Here is a 19,231-nt window from a genome sequence, read left to right as displayed (position 1 = left end):
TGGTCGCGCCCGCTCCCCCGCGCGTCGGCGCACACTTGGGCAACGACCCCGGCAGACCTCGGGGCCCACCCGTCGAAAGGATCACGATGCTCGTCGCCTTCTCCGTTGCGCCCAGCGGTTCCGCCCACCACGACGGCTCGGTCGGCGAAGCGGTCGCCGCGGCGGTCCGGGTGGTCCGCGCATCCGGCCTGCCCCACCGCACCGACGCGATGTTCACCACCATCGAGGGCGAATGGGACGAGGTGATGGCGGTGATCAAGGCCGCCACCGACGCCGTTCTCGTCACCGCGCCCCGGTGCAGCCTGGTACTCAAGGCCGACATCCGCCCCGGGGTCACCGACGCGCTGACCAGCAAGGTCGAGACGATCGAGCGCTACCTCGCCGACGGATAGCCTGCGAGAATGCGGGGATGGAACTCCGTCCGGCATGCCGCGCCGCGGGCATCGGCGTGGTGTCGATCAGCGAGCACGCTGGTCCAGCTCGGGCCCATCGAGCTGTCCCCACCTTGTCGGCTCGACTCGTTGTCAGTCTCGGAGCTCCGCTCGAGGTCGACTACGACGGACAGACCCTGCGCACGCAGGCGGTCGTGGCCGGCTTGATGCGGCCGGGGGTCGCGACGCCGGTCACCGCCCTGCTGCCGGGGCAGCCGACGGCCTATCTGGAGTTGTCACCGGCGGCAATGCGCCGCCTGCTCGGCATGCCGCTGAGTGAGGTGGACGCGGGCGGCGTGATCGCCGACGCCGTACTGCCGTGGGTGCACTCGCTGTGCGAGGAGTTGGCGGAGCACCCGGCCGGTCGACGTGAGGGTGTCCTGCGTATCCGTCTGCTCGAGCAGCTGGACCGGGCCGAGTACGACACCGCGGCCGACCACGCCCTGCGCGCGCTGGATCGGATCAGGGCAGGTAGCGGGACGCTGTCGGTCGATGATCTCGCCGACCGCGTGCACCTGAGCGCCCGGCGTCTGCGCGAGGTGATGCGACGCTCGCTGGGGGTCACCCCGAAGTTCGCCTCCCGCGTGGCGCGCCTGGAGTGCGCGGTTCGCCGCGCCGGCACGGGCGCGACGTCCTGGGCACGGGTGGCCGCCGAGTCGGGCTACCACGACCAGAGCCACCTCGTGCGCGAGTTCCGCGACCTCATGAACACCACGCCGACGGACTGGCTCGCGGAAGAGGACCGAAATCTACAAGGCAGGCAACCTGGCGGTCCACGACCATAGGGACATGAACAGCCACCTTGTCCCGAAACTGCTGGTCTCCGACGCGGACGCCGCGATCACCTTCTACACCGAGGCGCTCGGAGCGCAGCTGAGTCTGCGCGTCGCCGAGGACGGGGTGGTGCATCATGGCGAACTCACGCTCGGCTCCGTCGTGTTCGCCCTGGCGCAGAGTGCCGAGGAATGGGGGTGGGCCGACCCCGGATCGGTGGGCGGCTCGCCCGTTCTCCTCGTGCTCACCGTCGCCGACCCCGACGCGACAGCCGACCGGATGGTCAAGCACGGAGCCGAGGTCGTGATCCCCGTCGGCAACCGTCCCTACGGCAAGCGGCAAGGCAGGGTGAAGGACCCCTTCGGGCACCTCTGGGTTCTCAGCGGCGAACTCCGGTAGGGCACCGAACCGGCCGTGGCGAGTGCGGGGCGCGCTCGCCACGGCCGGCTTTCACAGCAGGCAGCGAGCGATGGAGTCGGCCACACACGCTGGGCGGTCGGCGTTTTCGAGTTCGACGGTGACATGGCGGTGGACTTGGACGCCGCCGGGAACCTCGGTGACCTCGGTGAGCGTGAGGTGGGCGCGAATACGGCTGCCGACCGGAACCGGCGAGAGGAAGCGAACCCGGTCGAGGCCGTAGTTGATGCCTGCCTTCGCCGCGCTGACGGACATGATCTGCTGGGTCATCGGCACGATCAGCGACAGGGTGAGGAAGCCGTGGGCGATGGTGGTGCCGTAGGGGCCCGCGGCGGCGCGTTCGGCGTCGACGTGGATCCACTGGTGGTCGTCGGTGGCTTCGGCGAACAGGTCGATGCGCCGCTGGTCGACGGTGATCCAGTCGCTGGGGCCGAGTTCTGTGCCGATCGCCGCCCGCAGGGCGTCGAAATCAGCGAAATCCGTGGTCATGCAGTTCCTCCGAAACGTTGGCGCAGTGCGCGTTTGAGAACCTTGTGGGTGGGGCCGAGCGGTAGTTCGGTCACGAATTCGACGCGGCGCGGGTACTTGTACTTCGCGACCTGCTGCTTGGCGAAGTCGATCACTTCCCGCTCGGTCAGCGGGCCCGCCGGCACGACAACCGCCACGATCTCCTCACCGTAATGGGGGTCGGGCACACCGATCACCGCTACCTGCGCGATCCGCGGGTGCCGCAGCAGGGCGGCTTCGACCTCGGTCGGATACACGTTGAAACCGCCGCGCAGGATCATCTCCTTGATCCGGTCGACGATGCGCACCCGACCGGTGTCGTCCCTGGTGCCGAGGTCACCGGTCCGGAACCACCCGTCGACCACGGCCGCGGCGCTCGCCTCCGGTCTGCCGGTGTAGCCACTGAACACATTGTGCCCGCGCACCACCACCTCGCCCACGTCGCCGATGGGCACCAGTTCGATGCGGTCGGTGATCGCGGGATCGGCGATCTCCACGTCGACGCCCCACACCGGATGGCCGACAGTGCCCGCCTCGGTGCCGAAGCACGGCTGGTTCACCGCCGCGGTCGGCGAGGTCTCCGACAGGCCGTAGCCCTCGAGCACCGGCGCGTGGAAGATCCGCTCGAAATCCTCGAGCACGGCGACGGGCAGCGCGGCGCCGCCGCTGATGCACAGTTTCAGCGCGGGCAGTACCGGGGCCGCACCTGCCGCCTCGATCAACGACAGGTACATGGTGGGCACGCCGTGGAACAGGTTGACCTGCTCGGCCGCCATCAGCGACAACGCCGCGGCCGCGTCGAATCTCGGCATCAGCACCAGGGTGCCGCCGACCCGCCACTGCGAATTCATCGACACCGTCTGCCCGAACACGTGGAACAGCGGCAGCGCGCCCAGCGCGATGTCGTCGCGGTGGATCTCGTTGGCGTCGAAGGTGTTCACCGTCGCACACATCACCATGTTGAGATGGCTGAGCTCGGCGCCCTTGGGCGTGCCGGTGGTGCCGCTGGTGTAGAAGACCACCGCCGTATCGAGCGGACCACGCGAGACGAAGTTCGAGATCGCCGCGCCGGCAAGTTCTTCGGGCGCCACGACGTCGATTCCCGCGTTCCTGGCCGCCTCGCTCCCCGTCGCCGCGACCATCGGATGACAGATCAGCAGCGAGGCGCCGCTGTCGCGCAGCACGTATTCCATCTCCGGCGCGGTGAGCAGCAGATGGACGGGCACCACCGTCGCGCCCGCGGCGAGGACGGCGAAGTAGGCACGCGGGAAGTCGGCGGTATTGGGACACAGCAGCGCTACCCGGTCGCCGGGTTGCACACCGCGCGCGATCAGGGCGCCCGCCTGTTCGCGGGCTTCACGCCACAGATCGGCGAAGGTGATGCGGTGCTCACCCTCGATCAGCGCGAGGTGATGCGGGCGGCGGCGGGCGGGTTCGGCGAGGATGCTCGCCAGGGAAAGAGTGGCGTTCACGGGTGGTTCCTAACGACAGCGTTGGCGGAAAGAGCGGCCACCGCCCGGAGCGGGGCCTGGTGCGGCGGCGACCGGGGCGGTCACCGCACCGGTCAGCGGTGCAGGAGTACGGCGAGACCTTGGCCGACGCCGACACACAGGGTCGCGATGGCATGCCGGGCATCGCGTTCGACCAGTTCGAGCGCGGCGGTGAGAGCGAGCCGGGCACCGCTCGCCCCGAGCGGGTGACCCAGTGCGATCGCGCCGCCGTGGGGATTCACGTGCTCGGCGTCATCGGGCAGGCCCAGACCACGCAACACCGCCAGCGCCTGGGCGGCGAAGGCCTCGTCGAGTTCGAGCACGTCGATCTCGTCGATACCCAGACCTGTTCGGGTGAGCAGCTTTTCGACAGCGGGCACCGGGCCGATGCCCATCGTCGGTGGCTGCACACCCGCCGCCGCGACCGCCCCGACCCGCGCGAGCGGGGTGAGACCGTACCGGCGCACCGCGTCTTCGGAGGCGATCAGGAGCGCGGCGCGACATTGCGATTGTCCTCGCCCGCCTGATTGACGCACCCCAGCACCACATCGTCGAGTGCGCCGAAATCCACGCTCGGCGGACGCTGCATCAGGGCCGTGATCGCGTGCGCGGCAAGGTCATCGGGTCGCACCCCGGCCAGTGCGCCCCCGTACCGGCCGAACGGCGTTCGCACGCCGTCGACCAGGTACGCGGTGCCGGTCACAAGCCCATGTCCTTGGCGATGATCATCTTCATCACCTCGCTGGTGCCGCCGTAGATCCGGTTGACCCGGTTGTCGGCGTACAGGCGGGCCACCGGGTACTCGTTGATGTAGCCGTAGCCGCCGTGCAGTTGCAGGCAGCGGTCGATCACCCGCGAGGCCACCTCGGAGCAGAACAGTTTGGCCGAGGCCGCGTCGGCGGCGGTGAGTTCCTCGCGGTCGAGGGCCTCGAGCGCCCGGTCGACGACCGCTTCGGCGGCATCGACCTCGGCCTGACAGGCGGCCAGTTCGAACTTGGTGTTCTGGAACTGCGCGACCGGCTGGCCGAAAACATTGCGCCCCCTGGTGTATTCGAGGGTGAACCGGATCGCCGCCTTGGCCTGGGCGTAGGCGCCGAGCGCGATCGAGAGCCGTTCCTGCGGCAGATTCTGGCCCAGGTAGCTGAACCCCTTGTCCGCCTCCCCCAGCAGGTCCGACACCGGAACTCGCACGTCGGTGAAGGACAGCTCGGCGGTGTCGGAGACCTTCAGACCCAGCTTGTCCAGCTTGCGTCCCACCGCGTATCCCGGCGACTTCGTATCGACGACGAGCAGCGAGATCCCGTGGCGGCGATCGGTGTCCGACGGCGGGGCGGTCCGCGCGCAGACGATCACCCGATCGGCGTGCACACCACCGGTGATGAAGGTCTTCGACCCGTTGAGCACATAGTGGGTGCCGTCCTCGGACAGCTGCGCGGTGGTGCGCATTCCGGCGAGATCGGAGCCGGTGCCGGGCTCGGTCATCGCGATCGCGAACATGATCTCGCCCGAGACGAACCCCGGCAGCCAGCGCTGCTTCTGCTCGTCGGTCGCGAGGTTCTTCAGATACGGCAGACACAGGCCCACGTGGACGCCGGAGCCGCCGAAAGACACACCGGCGCGGGTGGTCTCCTCCAGCAGGATCGCCTGGAACTTGAACGATTCGATGCCGGCGCCACCGTATTCCTCGGGCACCTCGATCCCGAACACCCCGAGGTCGGCCAGGTCGGCGTAGAAACCGCGCGGCACGATGCCCGCCTCGTACCACTGGTCGTAGACCGGTGCGACCTTCGCTTCGATGAATGCCCGCACGGTCTTGCGGAATGCTTCGTGCTCATCGTTGAAAACTGTTCTCTGCATGAGGTTTCTCCGCTATCTAGAGACGGCGTCCGCCGTCGACGTACACGGTCTGCCCGGTGACGAAGCCGGCATCGTCGGAGACGAGGAACGCCACCACGTTCGCGATATCGGCGGGCACGCCGACCCGTCGCAGTGGGGTGATCTCGGCCGTCTTGGCTTGCAGGTCTTCGGCACTCACCCCCATTCGCGCCGCGGTGGCCGCGGTCATCTCGGTGGCGATGAAGCCGGGAGCGACGGCGTTGACGCGAATCCCGAACGGGCCGAGTTCCATGGCGAGCGTGCGGGTCAGGCCCTGGATGCCCGCTTTGGCCGCCGCGTAGTTGGCCTGTCCGCGATTGCCGAGCGCCGAGACGCTCGAGGTGTTGACGATGGCGCCGCCACCGTTGTCCACCATGTGCTTCTGCGCGGCCTTGCTGCACAGGAACGCGCCACGCAGGTGCACCGCCATGACGGTGTCCCAGTCCTGCACCGACATCTTGAACAGCAGGTTGTCGCGCAGCACGCCCGCGTTGTTCACGAGCACGTCGAGCGAGCCGAGGTCGGCCACGGTGCGTGCGACGGCGTCGGCCACCTGCGTCTCGTCGGCGACGTCGCAGCCCAGGCCGATCGCGGTGCCGCCTGCCGCGTTGATCTTCCCGGCGGCCAGCACCGCGGCGTCGGCGTCGAGATCGACGACGGCCACGGCGAACCCGTCGTCGGCCAGGCGGGCGGCGGTCGCCGCGCCGATCCCGCGGGCCGCCCCGGTGACGAGGGCTGTTCTGTGGGTCATGGGTCGTACTCCTGTGTCAGACAATGGCGTTCACGCCGGTGAGGGCGCGTCCGATGAGCAGTTTCTGGATCTGGGTGGTGCCTTCGTAGAGGGTCAGCACGCGGGCGTCGCGCAGGTACTTGGCGACGGGGTATTCGTCGATGTAGCCGTAGCCGCCGAACACCTGGATCGCGTTGTTGGCGGCCGAGACCGCGGCTTCGGAGGCGAACAGCTTCGCCATCGACGCGGCGGTGCCGAAGGCTTGCCCGCGGTCGGCGAGATCGGCCGCGCGCCACGCGAGCAGCCGTGCGGCGTCGGTCGCGACGGCGATATCGGACAGCAGCTCCTGGACCAGCTGGTAACCGGCGATCGGCCGGCCGAACTGTTCGCGCTCACCGGCATAACGCACCGATGCTTCGAGGCAGGCGCGGGCCACGCCGACGCAGCCGGACGCGACCCCGATGCGGCCCTTGTCGAGCGCCGACATCGCGATCCGGAAGCCCTGCCCCTCCTCGCCGAGGCGCAGCGCGTCGGGCACCCGGACCCCGTCGAGGACGAGTTCGGCGGTGGCCTGGCCGCGCAGCCCGAGCTTGCCCTTGATCTCGGTCCGGCCGAAGCCCGGCGCGTCCGTCGGCACCACGAACGCGGTGACGCCCTTGGGGCCGGGCCCGCCGGTCCGCGCGAACACCAGCGCGTGATCGGCCCAGGTCCCGTTGGTGATGAAGATCTTGGTGCCGGACAGCACCCAGTCCGACCCGTCGCGAACGGCGCGGGTGTCCAGATTCGCCGCGTCGGAGCCGGTGCCGGGCTCGGTCAGCGCGAAACAGCCCAGCTGGTCGCCCGCGCAGATCCCCGGCAGGAACAGCTGCTTCTGTTCCTCGGTGCCGTACGCGGCGATCGACTTGCCGAACAGCCCGAGCGAGACCGACACGATGCCGCGCACCGCGCTGTCACCGCGGCCGAGCTCCTCGAGCAGCAGGCAGTAATCGAAGGTGTCGCCGCCGGAGCCACCGTATTGCTCGGCGATCCCGATGCCGAGGAAGCCGAGAGCGCCGAGCTTGCCGACGATCGCCGGGTCCACCGATTCGTCGCGATCCCACTGCGCGGCGTACGGCACGACTTCCTTGTCCACCCACGTACGGGCGAGTGCACGCAGGTCGGACTGCGCGGGGGTGAGCTGGAAATCCACGGAACCACTCCTGAACCAAACGGCGTTAGGTTTACTCGGGCACCGTATCCTAACGCTGTTCGGTTAATCAAGAGCTGTTTTCGGCATCGGTGATACCGTTCCATTCCCGACGAGAGAGGGAGTACCGCATGGCCAGGCCGCGCGTACCGCTGTTGAGCCGCGAGCGCATCCGCGACGCCGCGCTGGTCCTGATCGACCGCGACGGGCTCGCCGAAGTCTCCATGCGCAAATTGGGCGCCGAGCTCGGCGTCCAGGCCGCCTCGCTCTACGGCCACTACCCGAACAAGGACGACCTGTTCGACGACATCGCCACCGGCGTCATGAGCCTGGTCGACACCTCGGCCTTCGACACCATGAGCTGGGATCGCGCACTCGCGGACTGGGCGCGCAGCTATCGCGGCGCACTGGCCACCCATCCGAACTTCGTGCCGTACCTGGCCACCGGCCCGGGCCGCCGAGCCGAGAACCTGCGCGCCGCCGACGCCGTACACGGGGGTCTGGTCGGTGCGGGCTGGCCACCGCGCTACGCCACCATGATCGGCGCGGCCACCCGCTACCTGGTCATGGGTTCGACAGTGGGCTCGTTCGCCGGCGGCTTCGCCGACGACGTGCAGGTCTACCGCGACCGCTACCCGCACCTGAATCAGGCCCACCTGCTGCGGGCGATCGCCGACGAAATCGACGACGACAGTTTCGAATTGGCGCTCACCGCGTTCATCGCCGGCCTCACCGCCACCTACGCGACGGTCGTGATCGCGGACTGAGCGCGCCCGCACACAACAAAACCGGTGGCGCCTACGCGATCGCTCCCATGCGCCACCGGTTCTGTTGTCGGTCCCCCCGTCTGAGGGGTTCGCCTACATCGAGGCGATCAGCCGGTCGACGCGTTCGTCGACCGATCGGAACGGATCCTTGCACAGCACCGTGCGCTGCGCCTGATCGTTCAGCTTGAGGTGCACCCAGTCGACGGTGAAGTCGCGGCCGGCCTCCTGGGCGGCGGTGATGAAGTCACCGCGCAGCTTGGCCCGGGTGGTCTGCGGCGGGGTGTCCACGGCGGCGTCGACGGCGTCATCCTCGGTGATCCGCTTGGCCAGACCCTTGCGCTGGAGCAGGTCGAAGACCCCGCGCCCGCGCTTGATGTCGTGGTAGGCCAGATCCAGCTGGGCGATCTTGGGATCCGACATCTCCATGCTGTAGCGGTCCTGGTAGCGCTGGAACAGCTTGCGCTTGATCACCCAGTCGATCTCGGTGTCGACCTTGGCGAAGTCCTGCGCCTCGACCGCGTCGAGGGTGCGACCCCACAGGTCCACCACCGCGTCGACCTGTGGATCGCGATCGCGATTGCGCAGGTGCTCGACGGCGCGGGCGTAGTACTCACGCTGGATTTCCAGGGCACTGGCCTGGCGTCCGCCCGCCAGGCGCACCGGACGGCGACCGGTGAGATCGTGGCTGACCTCGCGAATGGCCCGTATCGGGTTGTCGAGCGCGAAATCGCGGAACGACACTCCTGCCTCGATCATCTCCAGCACCAGCGAGGCGGTGCCGACCTTGAGCATGGTGGTCGGTTCGGCCATATTGGAGTCACCGACGATCACGTGCAGGCGCCGGTACTTCTCGGCGTCGGCGTGCGGCTCGTCGCGGGTGTTGATGATCGGGCGCGAGCGGGTGGTCGCCGAGGAGACGCCCTCCCAGATGTGCTCGGCGCGCTGTGACAGGCAGAACGTGGCCGCCTTCGGCGTCTGCAGCACCTTGCCCGCGCCACAGATGAGCTGGCGGGTGACCAGGAACGGGAGCAGCACATCCGAGATCCGGGAGAACTCGCCCGCCCGGACCACGAGAAAGTTCTCGTGGCAGCCGTAGGAGTTGCCCGCGGAGTCGGTATTGTTCTTGAACAGGTAGATGTCGCCGCCGATGCCTTCCTCGGCGAGGCGCTGTTCGGCGTCTATGAGCAGGTCTTCCAATACCCGCTCGCCCGCCCGGTCGTGGGTGACCAACTGCACCAGGCTGTCGCATTCGGCGGTGGCGTACTCGGGATGCGATCCGACGTCGAGGTACAACCTGGCACCGTTGCGAAGGAAGACATTGGAGCTACGGCCCCAGGACACCACCCGGCGGAACAAGTACCGGGCTACCTCGTCGGGGGACAGCCGACGGTGACCGTGGAAGGTGCATGTCACACCGAACTCGGTCTCGATCCCCATGATTCGTCGCTGCACACTATCGACAGTACAGCCATGACCAGTGCCCGCGCGGCGCTCCTGACATCCCATTCGCATACGTGTTCACAACGATTCGGACAGCGAACGACCTGCGCGCACACGACGAGATCAGGCCTGCGAACCGGTGTGATTCGCAGGCCCGATCATGATCGTGACGGTGGGTTATTTCCCCGCGTCGTCGTCGGGTTCTGGCAGCTTCGCCTCTTTCACCGCTTTGGCCTTCGGCTTGGAGGCGGCCAGCGCCGACTCCAAGGCGGGGCCCTGCAGCCTGCGGAACGCCCGGCGCGGGCGCTGCTGCTCGAGTGTGGCCACCTCGAGGGAGGCCTCACCGAGCGACCGCTTGTCCTTGTCGGCCTCGGGCTGACCGGCCAGCAGTGCGCCGATCGCCACCTTCAACGCGTCGTCCAGGGACAGACCCGGCTTGTAGGCGGCCTTGAGCTGGGTCAGGATCGGCTCGGTGGTGCCGCCCATGACGACGTACTCGCGTTCGTCGACGATGGACCCGTCGAAGGTGATCCGGTACAGCACCGAGGTCGGCGACTGTTCCGGATAACCCACTTCGGCGACACACAGCTCCACCTCGTAGGGCTTGAGCTGATCGGTGAAGATCGAGCCCAGGCTCTGCGCGTACAGGTTGGCCAGCCCACGGCCGGTGACATCGCGCCGGTCGTACTGGTAGCCCTTGAGGTCGGCCTGCAGGATGCCGCCGCGGCGCAGTGCCTCGAACTCGTTGTACTTGCCGACCGCGGCGAACCCGACGCGGTCGTAGAGCTCGCTGACCTTGTGCAACGTCGCCGAGGGGTTCTCGGCGACGAACAGCACGCCGTCGGCGTAGACCAGCACCACCACGCTGCGACCGCGACCGATGCCCTTGCGGGCGAGCTCGGTCTTGTCGCGCATGATCTGCTCGGCCGAGGCGTAATACGGCAGCGTCATAGGACGGCGCCCCCTTCTTCCGCGGCTTCCCGGTCGGCGATCACACCGCGGGCGATCTCGGCGAGACGATCCTCACCGATCTCGTCCGCACCCTCGGCGTCGATCACCACCGCTGTCGGGTAGATCCCGCGCAGCATGTCGGGACCACCGGTGGCGGTGTCGTCGTCGGCGGCGTCGAACAGTGATTCCACCGCGATCCGCAGCGCCCGGTCCTGGTCGATGCCGCGCTGGTAGAGCTTCTTCAGCGACGACTTCGCGAACGTCGAACCGGACCCGACGGCGGTGTAGCCGAACCGCTCCTCGCTCCGCCCGCCGACCACGTCGTAGGACACGATGCGGCCGGACCGGTCGAGGTCGAGGATCTGGTCGTCGAAACCGACCAGCAGCGGGATCGCGGCCAGGCCCTGCATGGCGGCAGGCAGGTTGTCGCGAACCATCTTCGACAGCTTGTTGGCTTTACCGTCGAAGGTGAGCGGCACGCCTTCGATCTTCTCGTAGTACTCCAGCTCCACGGCGAACAGCCGCACCATCTCGATCGCGATGCCCGCGGTACCGGCGATGCCCGCGGCCGAGAAGGTGTCGGTGATGTACACCTTCTCGGTGTCGCGGCTGGCGAGCAGGTTGCCCATGGTGGCCCTGCGGTCGCCCGCGATCAGCACGCCGCCACGGTAGCTGACCGCGACGATGGTGGTGCCGTGTGGCGCCAGATCCTTCGTCGCGGTCAGATCCGAGGCCGGAAACCTGTTGGCGGGCAACAGGTCCGGAGCGTGCATGCGCAGATGTTCGGTGAACGAGGAGAGAGCCCGCCCCGCGTGGAGGCGCAAGGGGTCACCTGAGGTCACTGGCCGCCCTTCTGCACATATGCCCGCACGAAGTCCTCGGCGTTCTCTTCGAGCACGTCATCGATTTCATCGAGCAAGTCGTCGGTTTCCTCCGCGAGCTTCTCGCGACGTTCCTGCCCTGCCGCGTCGACGCCCTCGGGGCCCTCGTCCTCGTCGCCACCCCCGGCGCGCTTGGTCTGCTCTTGTGCCATGGCAGCCGACCTCCTCTTCCTCATCACGATGATCGTGTGTGTCCCACAACCCTACCGAGCGGATCCGACAAGGTGGTCGATAGCGATCGGATTGTCGCGCAGTCGACCCCTTCGATCGCGTCAGTGGGTGAGCTGGTCGACCAGTTCCGCGGCCGTGCGCGAGGCATCGAGCAGCTTGCCGACGTGCGCTTTCGTGCCCCGGCGCGGTTCCAGCGTGGGAATCCGGACCAGCGAATCGCCACCGAGATCGAAGATCACCGAATCCCAACTGGCGGCGGCGATATCGGCGCCGAAGCGACGCAGGCACTCACCACGGAAGTAGGCGCGGGTGTCGGTGGGCGGGTTGGTCATCGCGTCGAGCACCTGCTGTTCGCTGACGAGCCGCTGCATCGACCCGCGGGCCACCAGGCGGTTGTAGAGCCCCTTGTCCAGGCGAACATCGGAGTACTGCAGGTCCATCAGGTGCAGTTTGGGCGCGGCCCAGCCCAGGCCCTCCCGGCTGCGCATCCCCTCGAGCAGGCGTAGTTTGGCGGGCCAGTCGAGCAGGTGCGCGGCCTCCATCGGATCGCGCTCGAGCAGGTCGAGGACCATCGCCCACTTGTCGATGATGTCGAGCACGCGCGGATCTTCGTTGGCTTCGCGCTGGACGAACTTGGCCACGCGCTCGTGGTAGAGCCGTTGCAGCGCAAGCCCGGTCAGCTCGCGACCGTCGGCCAGCGCGACGGTGGCGCGCAGTGTCGGGTCGTGGCTGATCTGGTGTACGGCGGTGACCGGGCGGGCCAGCTGGAACTCCGAGAGGTCCTCGCCCGCCTCGATCATGTCGAGCACCAGCGCGGTGGTGCCCACCTTGAGGTAGGTCGACATCTCGGCGAGGTTGGCGTCACCGATGATCACGTGCAGCCGCCGGTACTTGTCGGCGTCGGCGTGCGGCTCGTCGCGGGTGTTGATGATGCCGCGCTTGAGCGTGGTCTCGAGGCCGACCTCGACCTCGATGTAGTCGGCACGCTGGGACAGCTGGAAACCGGCGTGGTCACCCGATTGACCGATGCCGACCCGGCCCGCGCCACAGATCACCTGACGTGAGACGAAGAACGGGGTCAGTCCCGCGATGATGTGGCTGAACGGGGTGTCGCGGCTCATCAGGTAGTTCTCGTGGGTGCCGTAGGACGCGCCCTTGCCGTCGACATTGTTCTTGTACAGCTGCAGCCGGGGCGCTCCTGGCACGCTCGACGCGTGCCGTGCGGCCGCCTCCATCACCCGCTCGCCCGCTTTGTCCCAGATCACCGCGTCGAGCGGGTCGACGACCTCGGGGGCGGAGTACTCCGGGTGGGCGTGGTCGACGTAGAGCCGGGCGCCGTTGGTGAGGATCATGTTGGCCGCGCCGACCTCGTCGGCGTCGATGACCGGGGCGGGCCCACTCATCCGGCTGAGGTCGAAACCACGCGCGTCACGCAGCGGGGATTCCACCTCGTAGTCCCAGCGAGTGCGCTTGGCTCGCGGCACTCCCGCGGCGGCGGCATAGGCGAGAACGGCCTGCGTGGAGGTGAGAATCGGGTTGGCCGTCGGCTCCGTGGGGGTCGAGATGCCGTATTCGACCTCGATTCCGATGATGCGCTGCATACCGTCGAGCCTAGGCGACGCGCTGTACCCGCACCCGCATCTCCGCCCAGCGGGGCTGCTGGGGGCCGGCAACGTCCCCCAAGAGAGGGACCCCGGAATCGTTCTCGTGAGCGATCCGCCGGGCCGGTCACGCGCCGATACTCGGTGCATGACCGATGCCGTCGCACCCACCACCGCAGCGCCCGTCGCGCCCCGGCCCGCTCGCATGATCGCGCTGGATGTGCTGCGCGGCATCGCGATCCTGGGCACCCTCGGCACCAATATCTGGATCTTCACCAACCCGGCGGGCATGGTCGGCTACCTCGACCAGCTCGCCGCGACCCCCGACAACGCCTGGATGTGGTCCGAGCGGGTGCTCCAGCAGCTCGCGCAGGGCAAGTTCCTCGGCCTGCTGACGGTGATGTTCGGGATCGGCCTGGCCATCCAGCAGGGTTCGGCGCAGCGGGCAGGTCGGCCGTGGCCGGGCAGATATCCGTACCGCGCGGGGCTGCTGTTCCTCGACGGGTTGCTGAACTTCCTGTTGGTCGCGGAATTCGACGTCCTGATGGGTTATGCGATGACCGGCCTGGTCGTCGCCTACATTCTCGCGACAACCGAACGAGCACAACGCCGTTGGCTTATCATCGCCGCCTCGGTCCACGTGACGATGTTGACGTTGATCGCCACCGCCTTGGCGTTCGCGCCACAGCCGGACAGCGCGCAGGCCGCACCGCTGGATCCGAATCCCTACGCGGACGGCTCCTTCTGGGATCTGGTGCTGTTCCGCCTCGACAACGCGCTGATCTTCCGGCTCGAGCCGATCTTCGTGTTCGCGATGTCGATCGCCCTGTTCCTGGTCGGCGCGCGCCTGTTCCGGGCGGGCGTCTTCCAGCCCGAGGGCGCGCGCATTCGACGGCGGCTCATGGTGATCGGGTTCGCGGTCGCCGCGCCGCTGGATCTGACGCTGGGCATCGCGGGCGGCGGCGACGTCATCTTCGTCACGCGGTACGGAACGGCACCGTTCGTCGCCCTCGGTATCTTGGCCGCGGTTGCCGAGTTCTACCTGCGCAGGCCGCACCTCGGGTTCGCGGGCACACGACTGAGCGAAGTCGGCCGCACCGCGCTGAGCTGCTATATCCTGCAGAACCTGATCGCCGGAATCCTCTGCTACGGCTGGGGTTTCGGGCTGGCGGCGCGGGTGTCGGATTCGGCCAGGGTGCCGTTCACGGTGGCGATCTACCTGGTCGTGGCCGTCGCGATCATCACCTGCGCGCACCTGTGGCTGCGACGTTTCGAGCGCGGTCCCGTGGAGTGGCTGTGGAATCGAACCTATCGCGCGCTGGCCGGGTGAGTCAGCGCAGCCGCTTGTCGGGCGGCGGGGCCGCGTCCGGCGCGATGAGCAGGTCGGCGATGAGCGAATCCCGGTGCAGCGGAACGCCGAGACTGCGGGCATTGCCCTCGAACAGCGACAGCACCGACTCGGTCAGGATGCCCTGCACCTGCTCGGTGGTGAGCACCGGCTCCGATTCCGCCCGCCAGCTCGCCACCACGCCGTCGACGAGGCCGACCATGCCGAACGCCATCGGCCGCCCGCGCGCCGGATCGATACCGAAGCGGGCCAGGGTGGCCGCGAAGATGTCGGCGAGCTGTCCACCCACCGCGCGGCCCGCGCCGCTGAGACTCGGGGCACCCTGTGGTGCGGCGTCGCCGAGGAAGCGGTGCAGGTTCGGGTGGCGCTCGATCCAGCCGAGGTAGGTGCCGATGGCGCCGCGCACGGCTTCTTTGAGGGCGCCCTCGGACTGCAGCGCGGGCAGCAACTCCGCGAGCAGCAGTTCCAGGATCCGCTGCCGCGCGAGCGCGTCGAGTTCGGCCCGGCCGCCGACATGGCGGTAGACCACCGGTCGGGGCAGCGCCAGATGCTCGGCGATCAGCTGCACCGAGATCTCGAGACCGTGTTCCTCGATCACCTCGATGGCGGCGTCGATCATCTCCGCGCGGCGGCGCTCTTTGTGCCCGTGCCAGCGGGTGGCGCGACCGTCGGCGGCGGTCTGCTCGGCGTGCGCGGATGGTGCAGTCACAGTGCTAACGATACCCGTGCCGACATTGACCGTGACACCATGTTCCACTAACCTTTGTGATACACGCCGTAACACCTAGTGTGGCACGTTCCGCCGAGAGTGAGCCCGCGATGCGCAACGCTACCGCCTCCCCGCGCGATTTTTTCGCCCAGCGCCTGCTGATCGGCTCGGTGCGAAAAACCTACGACCCGGTGGTCGACATCGCCTGGGCGCAGCCCCTCGACCCGGCGAAGCTGTTCCTGCCACCGCGCGTCATCTCGCTCTACGGGACCGATCTGTGGGAGGCGATGACGCCCGGCCAGCAGCGCGAACTCTCCCGCCAGGAACTGGCCAATGTGCTCTCGGTCGGCATCTGGTTCGAGAACCTGCTCAATCGGCTGCTGCTGCGCGAGCTGCTGCGCGGCGACCCCACGTCGGCGACCTCGCACTACACGCTCACCGAGATGGCCGACGAGTGCAGGCACATGATGATGTTCGGCAAACTCATCGAGCGCGTCGAGGCCCGCCCGTACTGGCCGCGTCCGGCGGCGCGGCTCGCGATCACCGCGCTACCCGCCGTGCTGCGCGGCCCGATGGTGTGGGTGGCGGCGCTGGTCGGTGAGGAGATCTTCGACGCACTGCAGCGGCGGATGCTCGACGATCCGCAGTTGCAGCCGATCGTCGCGCGCGCCATGCGCATCCACGTCACCGAGGAGGCACGCCATATCGGCTTCGCCAGGGACGCGCTGGCGCGGCGCGTTCCCGCGATGTCGGCGGGTGAGCGGGCCTATATCCGGCTGTGTGTGGCGGTGGCCGGTCCGCTGTTCGTGTCACTGATCACCAACCGGCACCTGTACGTTCGCGCCGGACTCGACGGTCGGCAGGCGCACCGTGCGGCGCTCGGTAATCCGGTCGCGCGAGAATCGAGGGCGGCCGGGGCGGCGGAGCTGGTGACGTTTCTGGGTCAGCACGGACTGATCGGATCGGCCGGACGCAGGCGGTGGCGGGCGGTGGGTCTGCTGTGAGCGTCGCTGTCATCGGGACCGAGTTCCGGGCGATCGTGCGGCGGCTGCGGGCGGTGGGCATCGCCGAAGTGAGTGTCTACCAACCGGTTTCAGCAGGGTGTCCGTCGCGATCCCCGGTCGGCAGCCAGCGCCGGATTCCGTGGAGGACTCGGCACCGGTGGCTGTCTCGCCAGGATCGGCCGGTTCCGCGGCACGCGGTCGATGTCAGCGAACTCGTCTTCGACGAGAGCGAGGACCACTGGGTGATCCACCTGGTCGGGAACCAGGCCGCCAACGCGAGGGTAGTGATTCTGACTGCCGACACGACCCGTCGTCTCCGCGCCGACACGGCACCTGAAACGACAGACCGCCCGGTCAACGTCCTGCCCGAGACATCGTCGGGCGTCCGGTTGCCGGTCACCGGACGCGAGGGCCACGCACTCGACGCGGCGTGGTCGCACGCTCCAGTCACCTTTCGCGGTATCGCGACCCACGGCTTCCCGAACCTGTTCTTCGCCGGCGACACCGACCCCCGGGTCGAGCAACTATGGTCCGCGGAGTCGGCCAGGGTCGATCTCATCGCCACCTGGGTCCGTACTCTGCAGCGGCACTCGGGTACCCGGATCGAAGTGCGGGCCAGCACCCAGCACGAATACCACCGCCGACGCGGCCTGACCCCGGGCACTCCTCGCCTGGGCCGCCCGAAACCCCATCACTTCGACATCACCGTCGCCGCCGACCGGCACCCGGATCACGACTACGCCGGGCCGGCCGTCCTGGACCTCCCCGGCGCCGAATATCGCGTCATCGCCACTCTCACCGGCCACACCGATCCGATCGACGGCCACTACCACTGGTACGGCCGCCTCGACCCCGCCGAGACCAGCGCGCTGCCCGAACCGACGCGAGCATCCGCCTTCCTCGTCCTGCCGGGCCGCGCACCCGCGGCAGCGAAGCTCACCGAACGCGACCCGTGGGGCAATCTCCGCGTGACCGGCGTCGGCACCCCACCTTTCGCGCTGCGGACGTAGTAGCGCCACCCGCCACCGCCGGTATGCTCGGTGACATGCAGGCACGGGCGATGGTGATGGCGTACGCGGTTCTCGCGTGCGTGCTGCCCGCCTTCGTGCTCATCTCCACACCGGGCGGCGAGGCCACCCGCATGCTCGCGTTCGGTGCTGTCGCCGCCGCGATGGTGTGTGCGCTGGTCGCGGTCACCGGCCGCAGCCGGCTGCCTGTCCGGATCGCGAGTGTGGGTCCGCCGCGGTCGGCGCAGCGCCGCTTGCGCGGTTCCTTTCTGCGGCAGAGCAATCCGGATGCCGCCGGTCGTCCACGTCCACGAGCTCCGGGGACCGATCACCGCTGACAGGTGCCGCGCCGTCGGCGCCGCCTGTCGGATTTCGTGATCCCACTCCCCCTTCCGTGCGTTCGCGCACGCTTCACGGACAGGTCGTCCCGCCATGCTCGATGTCGTCTATTTTCCCGTGTCCGCGGTCCTGTGGTGCTGGCACCAGCTCTTCGCGATGCCGCTCGGCGCGGCCAGTGGTCTCGCCTGGCTACTCGCCGTCGTCGCGCTGGTCGTCACCGTCCGCGCGTTGCTCGTGCGCACCGCACTCCGGCAAGCCCGCTCCCAGCAAGTCCTGCGCGCACTGCAACCCCAGATGGACGCCATCCGCCGCACCCACCGCGACGACCCGCGCGCCCAGGCCGAGAAGATCCGGCTGCTCCATCGCGAACACAACGTCAGCATGTTCGCCGGGTTCGTACCGCTGATCGCGCAGGGGCTGGTCTTCCTCGGCCTGTTCCACGTGTTGCGCTCGTTCGACCGGACCGGCGCCTACGCGGTGGGCCCGTTCACCTCGACGGAGCACCCGCTGTCGGTCGAGGTCAACAACGCCACCGCCAACTATGTGTTCGGCGCACCCGAGGTCCGCGCGTTCCTCGACGCCAGATTGTTCGGCGCACCGCTGTCGGCGACCCTGTCCGGCGCGGGTGAGGTGGTCGTCGCGGTCGCCGCGCTCGCCGTACCGCTGGTGCTGATCGCCGCCCTCGCCACGCACTGCACGGCCCGGCTCACCCCGGCGGTCGCGGACAACAGCACGGCCGCGATCATGCGCACCTTGTCGCTGTGGGTGTTCCCGGCGGGCGCGCTCATCAGCGGCGCCGTCCTGCCCGTCATCGTGCTCGCCTATTTCGCCACCAACGCCCTGTGGACCTGCGGCCAGCAGTATCTGATCCGGCGTACCCTCGCTGCCGAGGAAGCCGGGAAGAAGTCGCTGGTCGCCACCGCGGCCCGAGCCGCCGCACCGCGACCGGGGGTGAAACCACAGCGCCGGAAACGGTGAATCGCAGGCCGCGAGCGCGGACCGCACTGCCCGCACTCGCGGCCGGCCAGCGCTCCCGGCGGTTACCCTCGGGCGGTGTCAGCGAATCCGGAAGACGAACTGCTCGCCGTCTACGACGCCGAGGGGCTGGTGATCGGCGCAGCCGATCGGGGCACCGTGTACCGCGACGGTCTGTGGCACGCGAGCGCCGGCGTTCTCGTGCGTTCGTCCGACGGAACCCGCGTGTACGTCCACCGGCGCACCGGCACCAAACTCGTCTTCGCGGGCATGCACGACTGCCTCGCGGGCGGGGTGGTCGGCGCGGGTGAGACCCCGTCCGACACCGCGATCCGCGAACTCCGCGAGGAGCTGGGCATCGGCGTCCCCGCCGGCACGGTACTTCCGTTGCGCGCCACCGCGTCCTGGGACGGCGACTGGGCGGGCCGCCCACTGCGTTGCCACCTGTTCGGTTACGAGTACCGCTGCGACGGGCCGATCGTCCACCAGCCGTCCGAGATCGCGGACGGCTGGTGGTGGACCGATGCCGAACTGCGTGCGCACCTGCGTGATCCGGCGTGGCCGTTCGTTCCCGACACGCGGGCAGTCCTGGACGGGCTGCTCACCGGCGGCGGCTCGCGACCCTGAC

General features: G+C 68.7%; 23 protein-coding genes. 10 read left to right on the top strand and 13 right to left on the bottom strand.

What is annotated here, in order from left to right; translation table 11 throughout:
• Nucleotides 1-86: 86 nt before the first annotated feature.
• From ACFWFP_RS06500 to ACFWFP_RS06490, 3 genes are read left to right on the top strand one after another with little or no spacing between them, the layout of a single operon-like run.
• Complete coding sequence (locus tag ACFWFP_RS06500; protein WP_379293495.1) at nucleotides 87-392, top strand: MTH1187 family thiamine-binding protein; 306 nt, start codon at nucleotides 87-89, stop codon at nucleotides 390-392.
• 17 nt (nucleotides 393-409) lie between these two features.
• A complete protein-coding gene (locus ACFWFP_RS06495; protein WP_379293494.1) occupies nucleotides 410-1,216 on the top strand; it encodes a helix-turn-helix domain-containing protein in 807 nt (268 codons plus the stop codon).
• Nucleotides 1,217-1,220: 4 nt separating this feature from the next.
• Nucleotides 1,221-1,604, top strand: coding sequence for a VOC family protein (locus tag ACFWFP_RS06490; RefSeq protein ID WP_379293493.1), 384 nt, complete (start codon nucleotides 1,221-1,223; stop codon nucleotides 1,602-1,604).
• A 51-nt stretch (nucleotides 1,605-1,655) separates the two neighbouring features.
• Here ACFWFP_RS06490 and ACFWFP_RS06485 read toward each other — a convergent pair whose 3' ends face one another.
• From ACFWFP_RS06485 to ACFWFP_RS06455, 7 genes are all read right to left on the bottom strand, one after another.
• Nucleotides 1,656-2,111, bottom strand: a complete 456-nt coding sequence (locus ACFWFP_RS06485) for a MaoC family dehydratase (protein WP_379293492.1) — start codon at nucleotides 2,109-2,111, stop codon at nucleotides 1,656-1,658.
• Complete coding sequence (locus ACFWFP_RS06480; RefSeq protein ID WP_379293491.1) at nucleotides 2,108-3,601, bottom strand: long-chain fatty acid--CoA ligase; 1,494 nt, start codon at nucleotides 3,599-3,601, stop codon at nucleotides 2,108-2,110. Before ACFWFP_RS06480 ends, ACFWFP_RS06485 begins: the two co-directional genes overlap by 4 nt.
• Before the next feature lie 92 nt (nucleotides 3,602-3,693).
• Nucleotides 3,694-4,086 (bottom strand): hypothetical protein, encoded by a 393-nt coding sequence (locus ACFWFP_RS06475; protein WP_379293490.1) that lies wholly within the window; start codon nucleotides 4,084-4,086, stop codon nucleotides 3,694-3,696.
• A gap of 17 nt (nucleotides 4,087-4,103) precedes the next feature.
• Nucleotides 4,104-4,322: a hypothetical protein gene (locus tag ACFWFP_RS06470; protein WP_379293488.1), complete on the bottom strand. Its 219-nt coding sequence runs from the start codon at nucleotides 4,320-4,322 to the stop codon at nucleotides 4,104-4,106.
• On the bottom strand, nucleotides 4,319-5,476 hold the full coding sequence (locus ACFWFP_RS06465) for an acyl-CoA dehydrogenase family protein (RefSeq protein WP_379293487.1): 1,158 nt from the start codon (nucleotides 5,474-5,476) through the stop codon (nucleotides 4,319-4,321). Before ACFWFP_RS06465 ends, ACFWFP_RS06470 begins: the two co-directional genes overlap by 4 nt.
• A 16-nt stretch (nucleotides 5,477-5,492) precedes the next feature.
• Entirely contained in the window at nucleotides 5,493-6,245 is a 753-nt protein-coding gene (fabG, locus tag ACFWFP_RS06460; protein WP_379293486.1) for a 3-oxoacyl-ACP reductase FabG, read from the bottom strand.
• 16 nt (nucleotides 6,246-6,261) lie between these two features.
• The gene (locus tag ACFWFP_RS06455) at nucleotides 6,262-7,413 is read right to left on the bottom strand and encodes an acyl-CoA dehydrogenase family protein (protein WP_379293485.1); all 1,152 of its coding nucleotides are present in this window, start codon (nucleotides 7,411-7,413) and stop codon (nucleotides 6,262-6,264) included.
• Between the two features lie 128 nt (nucleotides 7,414-7,541).
• On the opposite strand from ACFWFP_RS06455, the gene ACFWFP_RS06450 reads away from it, so the two are divergent.
• Complete coding sequence (locus tag ACFWFP_RS06450; RefSeq protein WP_379293484.1) at nucleotides 7,542-8,177, top strand: TetR/AcrR family transcriptional regulator; 636 nt, start codon at nucleotides 7,542-7,544, stop codon at nucleotides 8,175-8,177.
• 93 nt (nucleotides 8,178-8,270) lie between these two features.
• Here ACFWFP_RS06450 and pafA read toward each other — a convergent pair whose 3' ends face one another.
• From pafA to dop, 5 genes are all read right to left on the bottom strand, one after another.
• Nucleotides 8,271-9,629 (bottom strand): Pup--protein ligase, encoded by a 1,359-nt coding sequence (pafA, locus tag ACFWFP_RS06445; RefSeq protein ID WP_194824832.1) that lies wholly within the window; start codon nucleotides 9,627-9,629, stop codon nucleotides 8,271-8,273.
• A 165-nt stretch (nucleotides 9,630-9,794) separates the two neighbouring features.
• Nucleotides 9,795-10,568 carry a proteasome subunit alpha gene (gene prcA / locus ACFWFP_RS06440; RefSeq protein ID WP_379293483.1) on the bottom strand — a complete coding sequence of 258 codons (774 nt, stop codon included), beginning with the start codon at nucleotides 10,566-10,568 and terminating at the stop codon, nucleotides 9,795-9,797.
• Nucleotides 10,565-11,410 carry a proteasome subunit beta gene (gene prcB / locus ACFWFP_RS06435; RefSeq protein ID WP_379293482.1) on the bottom strand — a complete coding sequence of 282 codons (846 nt, stop codon included), beginning with the start codon at nucleotides 11,408-11,410 and terminating at the stop codon, nucleotides 10,565-10,567. The genes prcA and prcB overlap by 4 nt, the downstream gene beginning before the upstream one ends.
• A complete protein-coding gene (locus ACFWFP_RS06430; RefSeq protein ID WP_019047503.1) occupies nucleotides 11,407-11,601 on the bottom strand; it encodes a ubiquitin-like protein Pup in 195 nt (64 codons plus the stop codon). The genes prcB and ACFWFP_RS06430 overlap by 4 nt, the downstream gene beginning before the upstream one ends.
• A gap of 120 nt (nucleotides 11,602-11,721) precedes the next feature.
• Entirely contained in the window at nucleotides 11,722-13,221 is a 1,500-nt protein-coding gene (gene dop, locus ACFWFP_RS06425; protein ID WP_379293481.1) for a depupylase/deamidase Dop, read from the bottom strand.
• Between the two features lie 148 nt (nucleotides 13,222-13,369).
• On the opposite strand from dop, the gene ACFWFP_RS06420 reads away from it, so the two are divergent.
• Nucleotides 13,370-14,551, top strand: coding sequence for a DUF418 domain-containing protein (locus ACFWFP_RS06420; protein WP_379293480.1), 1,182 nt, complete (start codon nucleotides 13,370-13,372; stop codon nucleotides 14,549-14,551).
• A gap of 1 nt (nucleotide 14,552) precedes the next feature.
• On the opposite strand, the gene ACFWFP_RS06415 is transcribed toward ACFWFP_RS06420, so the two are convergent.
• Nucleotides 14,553-15,278, bottom strand: a complete 726-nt coding sequence (locus ACFWFP_RS06415) for a TetR/AcrR family transcriptional regulator (RefSeq protein ID WP_379293479.1) — start codon at nucleotides 15,276-15,278, stop codon at nucleotides 14,553-14,555.
• A gap of 110 nt (nucleotides 15,279-15,388) precedes the next feature.
• On the opposite strand from ACFWFP_RS06415, the gene ACFWFP_RS06410 reads away from it, so the two are divergent.
• The 5 genes from ACFWFP_RS06410 (at nucleotide 15,389) to ACFWFP_RS06390 (ending at nucleotide 19,230) form a co-directional block, all read left to right on the top strand.
• A complete protein-coding gene (locus ACFWFP_RS06410; protein WP_379293477.1) occupies nucleotides 15,389-16,282 on the top strand; it encodes a diiron oxygenase in 894 nt (297 codons plus the stop codon).
• Nucleotides 16,279-17,292 carry a DUF4873 domain-containing protein gene (locus tag ACFWFP_RS06405; RefSeq protein WP_379293476.1) on the top strand — a complete coding sequence of 338 codons (1,014 nt, stop codon included), beginning with the start codon at nucleotides 16,279-16,281 and terminating at the stop codon, nucleotides 17,290-17,292. The genes ACFWFP_RS06410 and ACFWFP_RS06405 overlap by 4 nt, the downstream gene beginning before the upstream one ends.
• 35 nt (nucleotides 17,293-17,327) lie before the next feature.
• Nucleotides 17,328-17,627 carry a DUF6412 domain-containing protein gene (locus ACFWFP_RS06400; protein ID WP_379293475.1) on the top strand — a complete coding sequence of 100 codons (300 nt, stop codon included), beginning with the start codon at nucleotides 17,328-17,330 and terminating at the stop codon, nucleotides 17,625-17,627.
• 94 nt (nucleotides 17,628-17,721) lie between these two features.
• The gene (gene yidC, locus ACFWFP_RS06395; RefSeq protein WP_379293474.1) at nucleotides 17,722-18,606 is read left to right on the top strand and encodes a membrane protein insertase YidC; all 885 of its coding nucleotides are present in this window, start codon (nucleotides 17,722-17,724) and stop codon (nucleotides 18,604-18,606) included.
• A gap of 75 nt (nucleotides 18,607-18,681) precedes the next feature.
• Complete coding sequence (locus ACFWFP_RS06390; RefSeq protein ID WP_379293473.1) at nucleotides 18,682-19,230, top strand: NUDIX domain-containing protein; 549 nt, start codon at nucleotides 18,682-18,684, stop codon at nucleotides 19,228-19,230.
• Nucleotide 19,231: the final 1 nt, after the last annotated feature.

It is taken from the genome of Nocardia sp. NPDC060249, from assembly GCF_042728755.1.
GTDB lineage: Bacteria > Actinomycetota > Actinomycetes > Mycobacteriales > Mycobacteriaceae > Nocardia.
The sequence above is the reverse complement of the archived record's forward strand: the minus strand, read 5'-3'. Positions and strand labels throughout refer to the sequence as shown.

Bases quoted from the DNA above. Each gene is read 5' to 3' on its own strand.
- ACFWFP_RS06400 (WP_379293475.1), top strand. From the start codon at position 17,328: ATGCAGGCACGGGCGATGGTGATGGCGTACGCGGTTCTCGCGTGCGTG.
- dop (WP_379293481.1), bottom strand. From the start codon at position 13,221: ATGCAGCGCATCATCGGAATCGAGGTCGAATACGGCATCTCGACCCCC.
- ACFWFP_RS06490 (WP_379293493.1), top strand. From the start codon at position 1,221: ATGAACAGCCACCTTGTCCCGAAACTGCTGGTCTCCGACGCGGACGCC.
- yidC (WP_379293474.1), top strand. From the start codon at position 17,722: ATGCTCGATGTCGTCTATTTTCCCGTGTCCGCGGTCCTGTGGTGCTGG.
- fabG (WP_379293486.1), bottom strand. From the start codon at position 6,245: ATGACCCACAGAACAGCCCTCGTCACCGGGGCGGCCCGCGGGATCGGC.
- ACFWFP_RS06420 (WP_379293480.1), top strand. From the start codon at position 13,370: ATGACCGATGCCGTCGCACCCACCACCGCAGCGCCCGTCGCGCCCCGG.
- prcA (WP_379293483.1), bottom strand. From the start codon at position 10,568: ATGACGCTGCCGTATTACGCCTCGGCCGAGCAGATCATGCGCGACAAG.
- ACFWFP_RS06410 (WP_379293477.1), top strand. From the start codon at position 15,389: ATGCGCAACGCTACCGCCTCCCCGCGCGATTTTTTCGCCCAGCGCCTG.
- ACFWFP_RS06465 (WP_379293487.1), bottom strand. From the start codon at position 5,476: ATGCAGAGAACAGTTTTCAACGATGAGCACGAAGCATTCCGCAAGACC.
- ACFWFP_RS06500 (WP_379293495.1), top strand. From the start codon at position 87: ATGCTCGTCGCCTTCTCCGTTGCGCCCAGCGGTTCCGCCCACCACGAC.
- ACFWFP_RS06430 (WP_019047503.1), bottom strand. From the start codon at position 11,601: ATGGCACAAGAGCAGACCAAGCGCGCCGGGGGTGGCGACGAGGACGAG.
- ACFWFP_RS06485 (WP_379293492.1), bottom strand. From the start codon at position 2,111: ATGACCACGGATTTCGCTGATTTCGACGCCCTGCGGGCGGCGATCGGC.
- ACFWFP_RS06495 (WP_379293494.1), top strand. From the start codon at position 410: ATGGAACTCCGTCCGGCATGCCGCGCCGCGGGCATCGGCGTGGTGTCG.
- ACFWFP_RS06450 (WP_379293484.1), top strand. From the start codon at position 7,542: ATGGCCAGGCCGCGCGTACCGCTGTTGAGCCGCGAGCGCATCCGCGAC.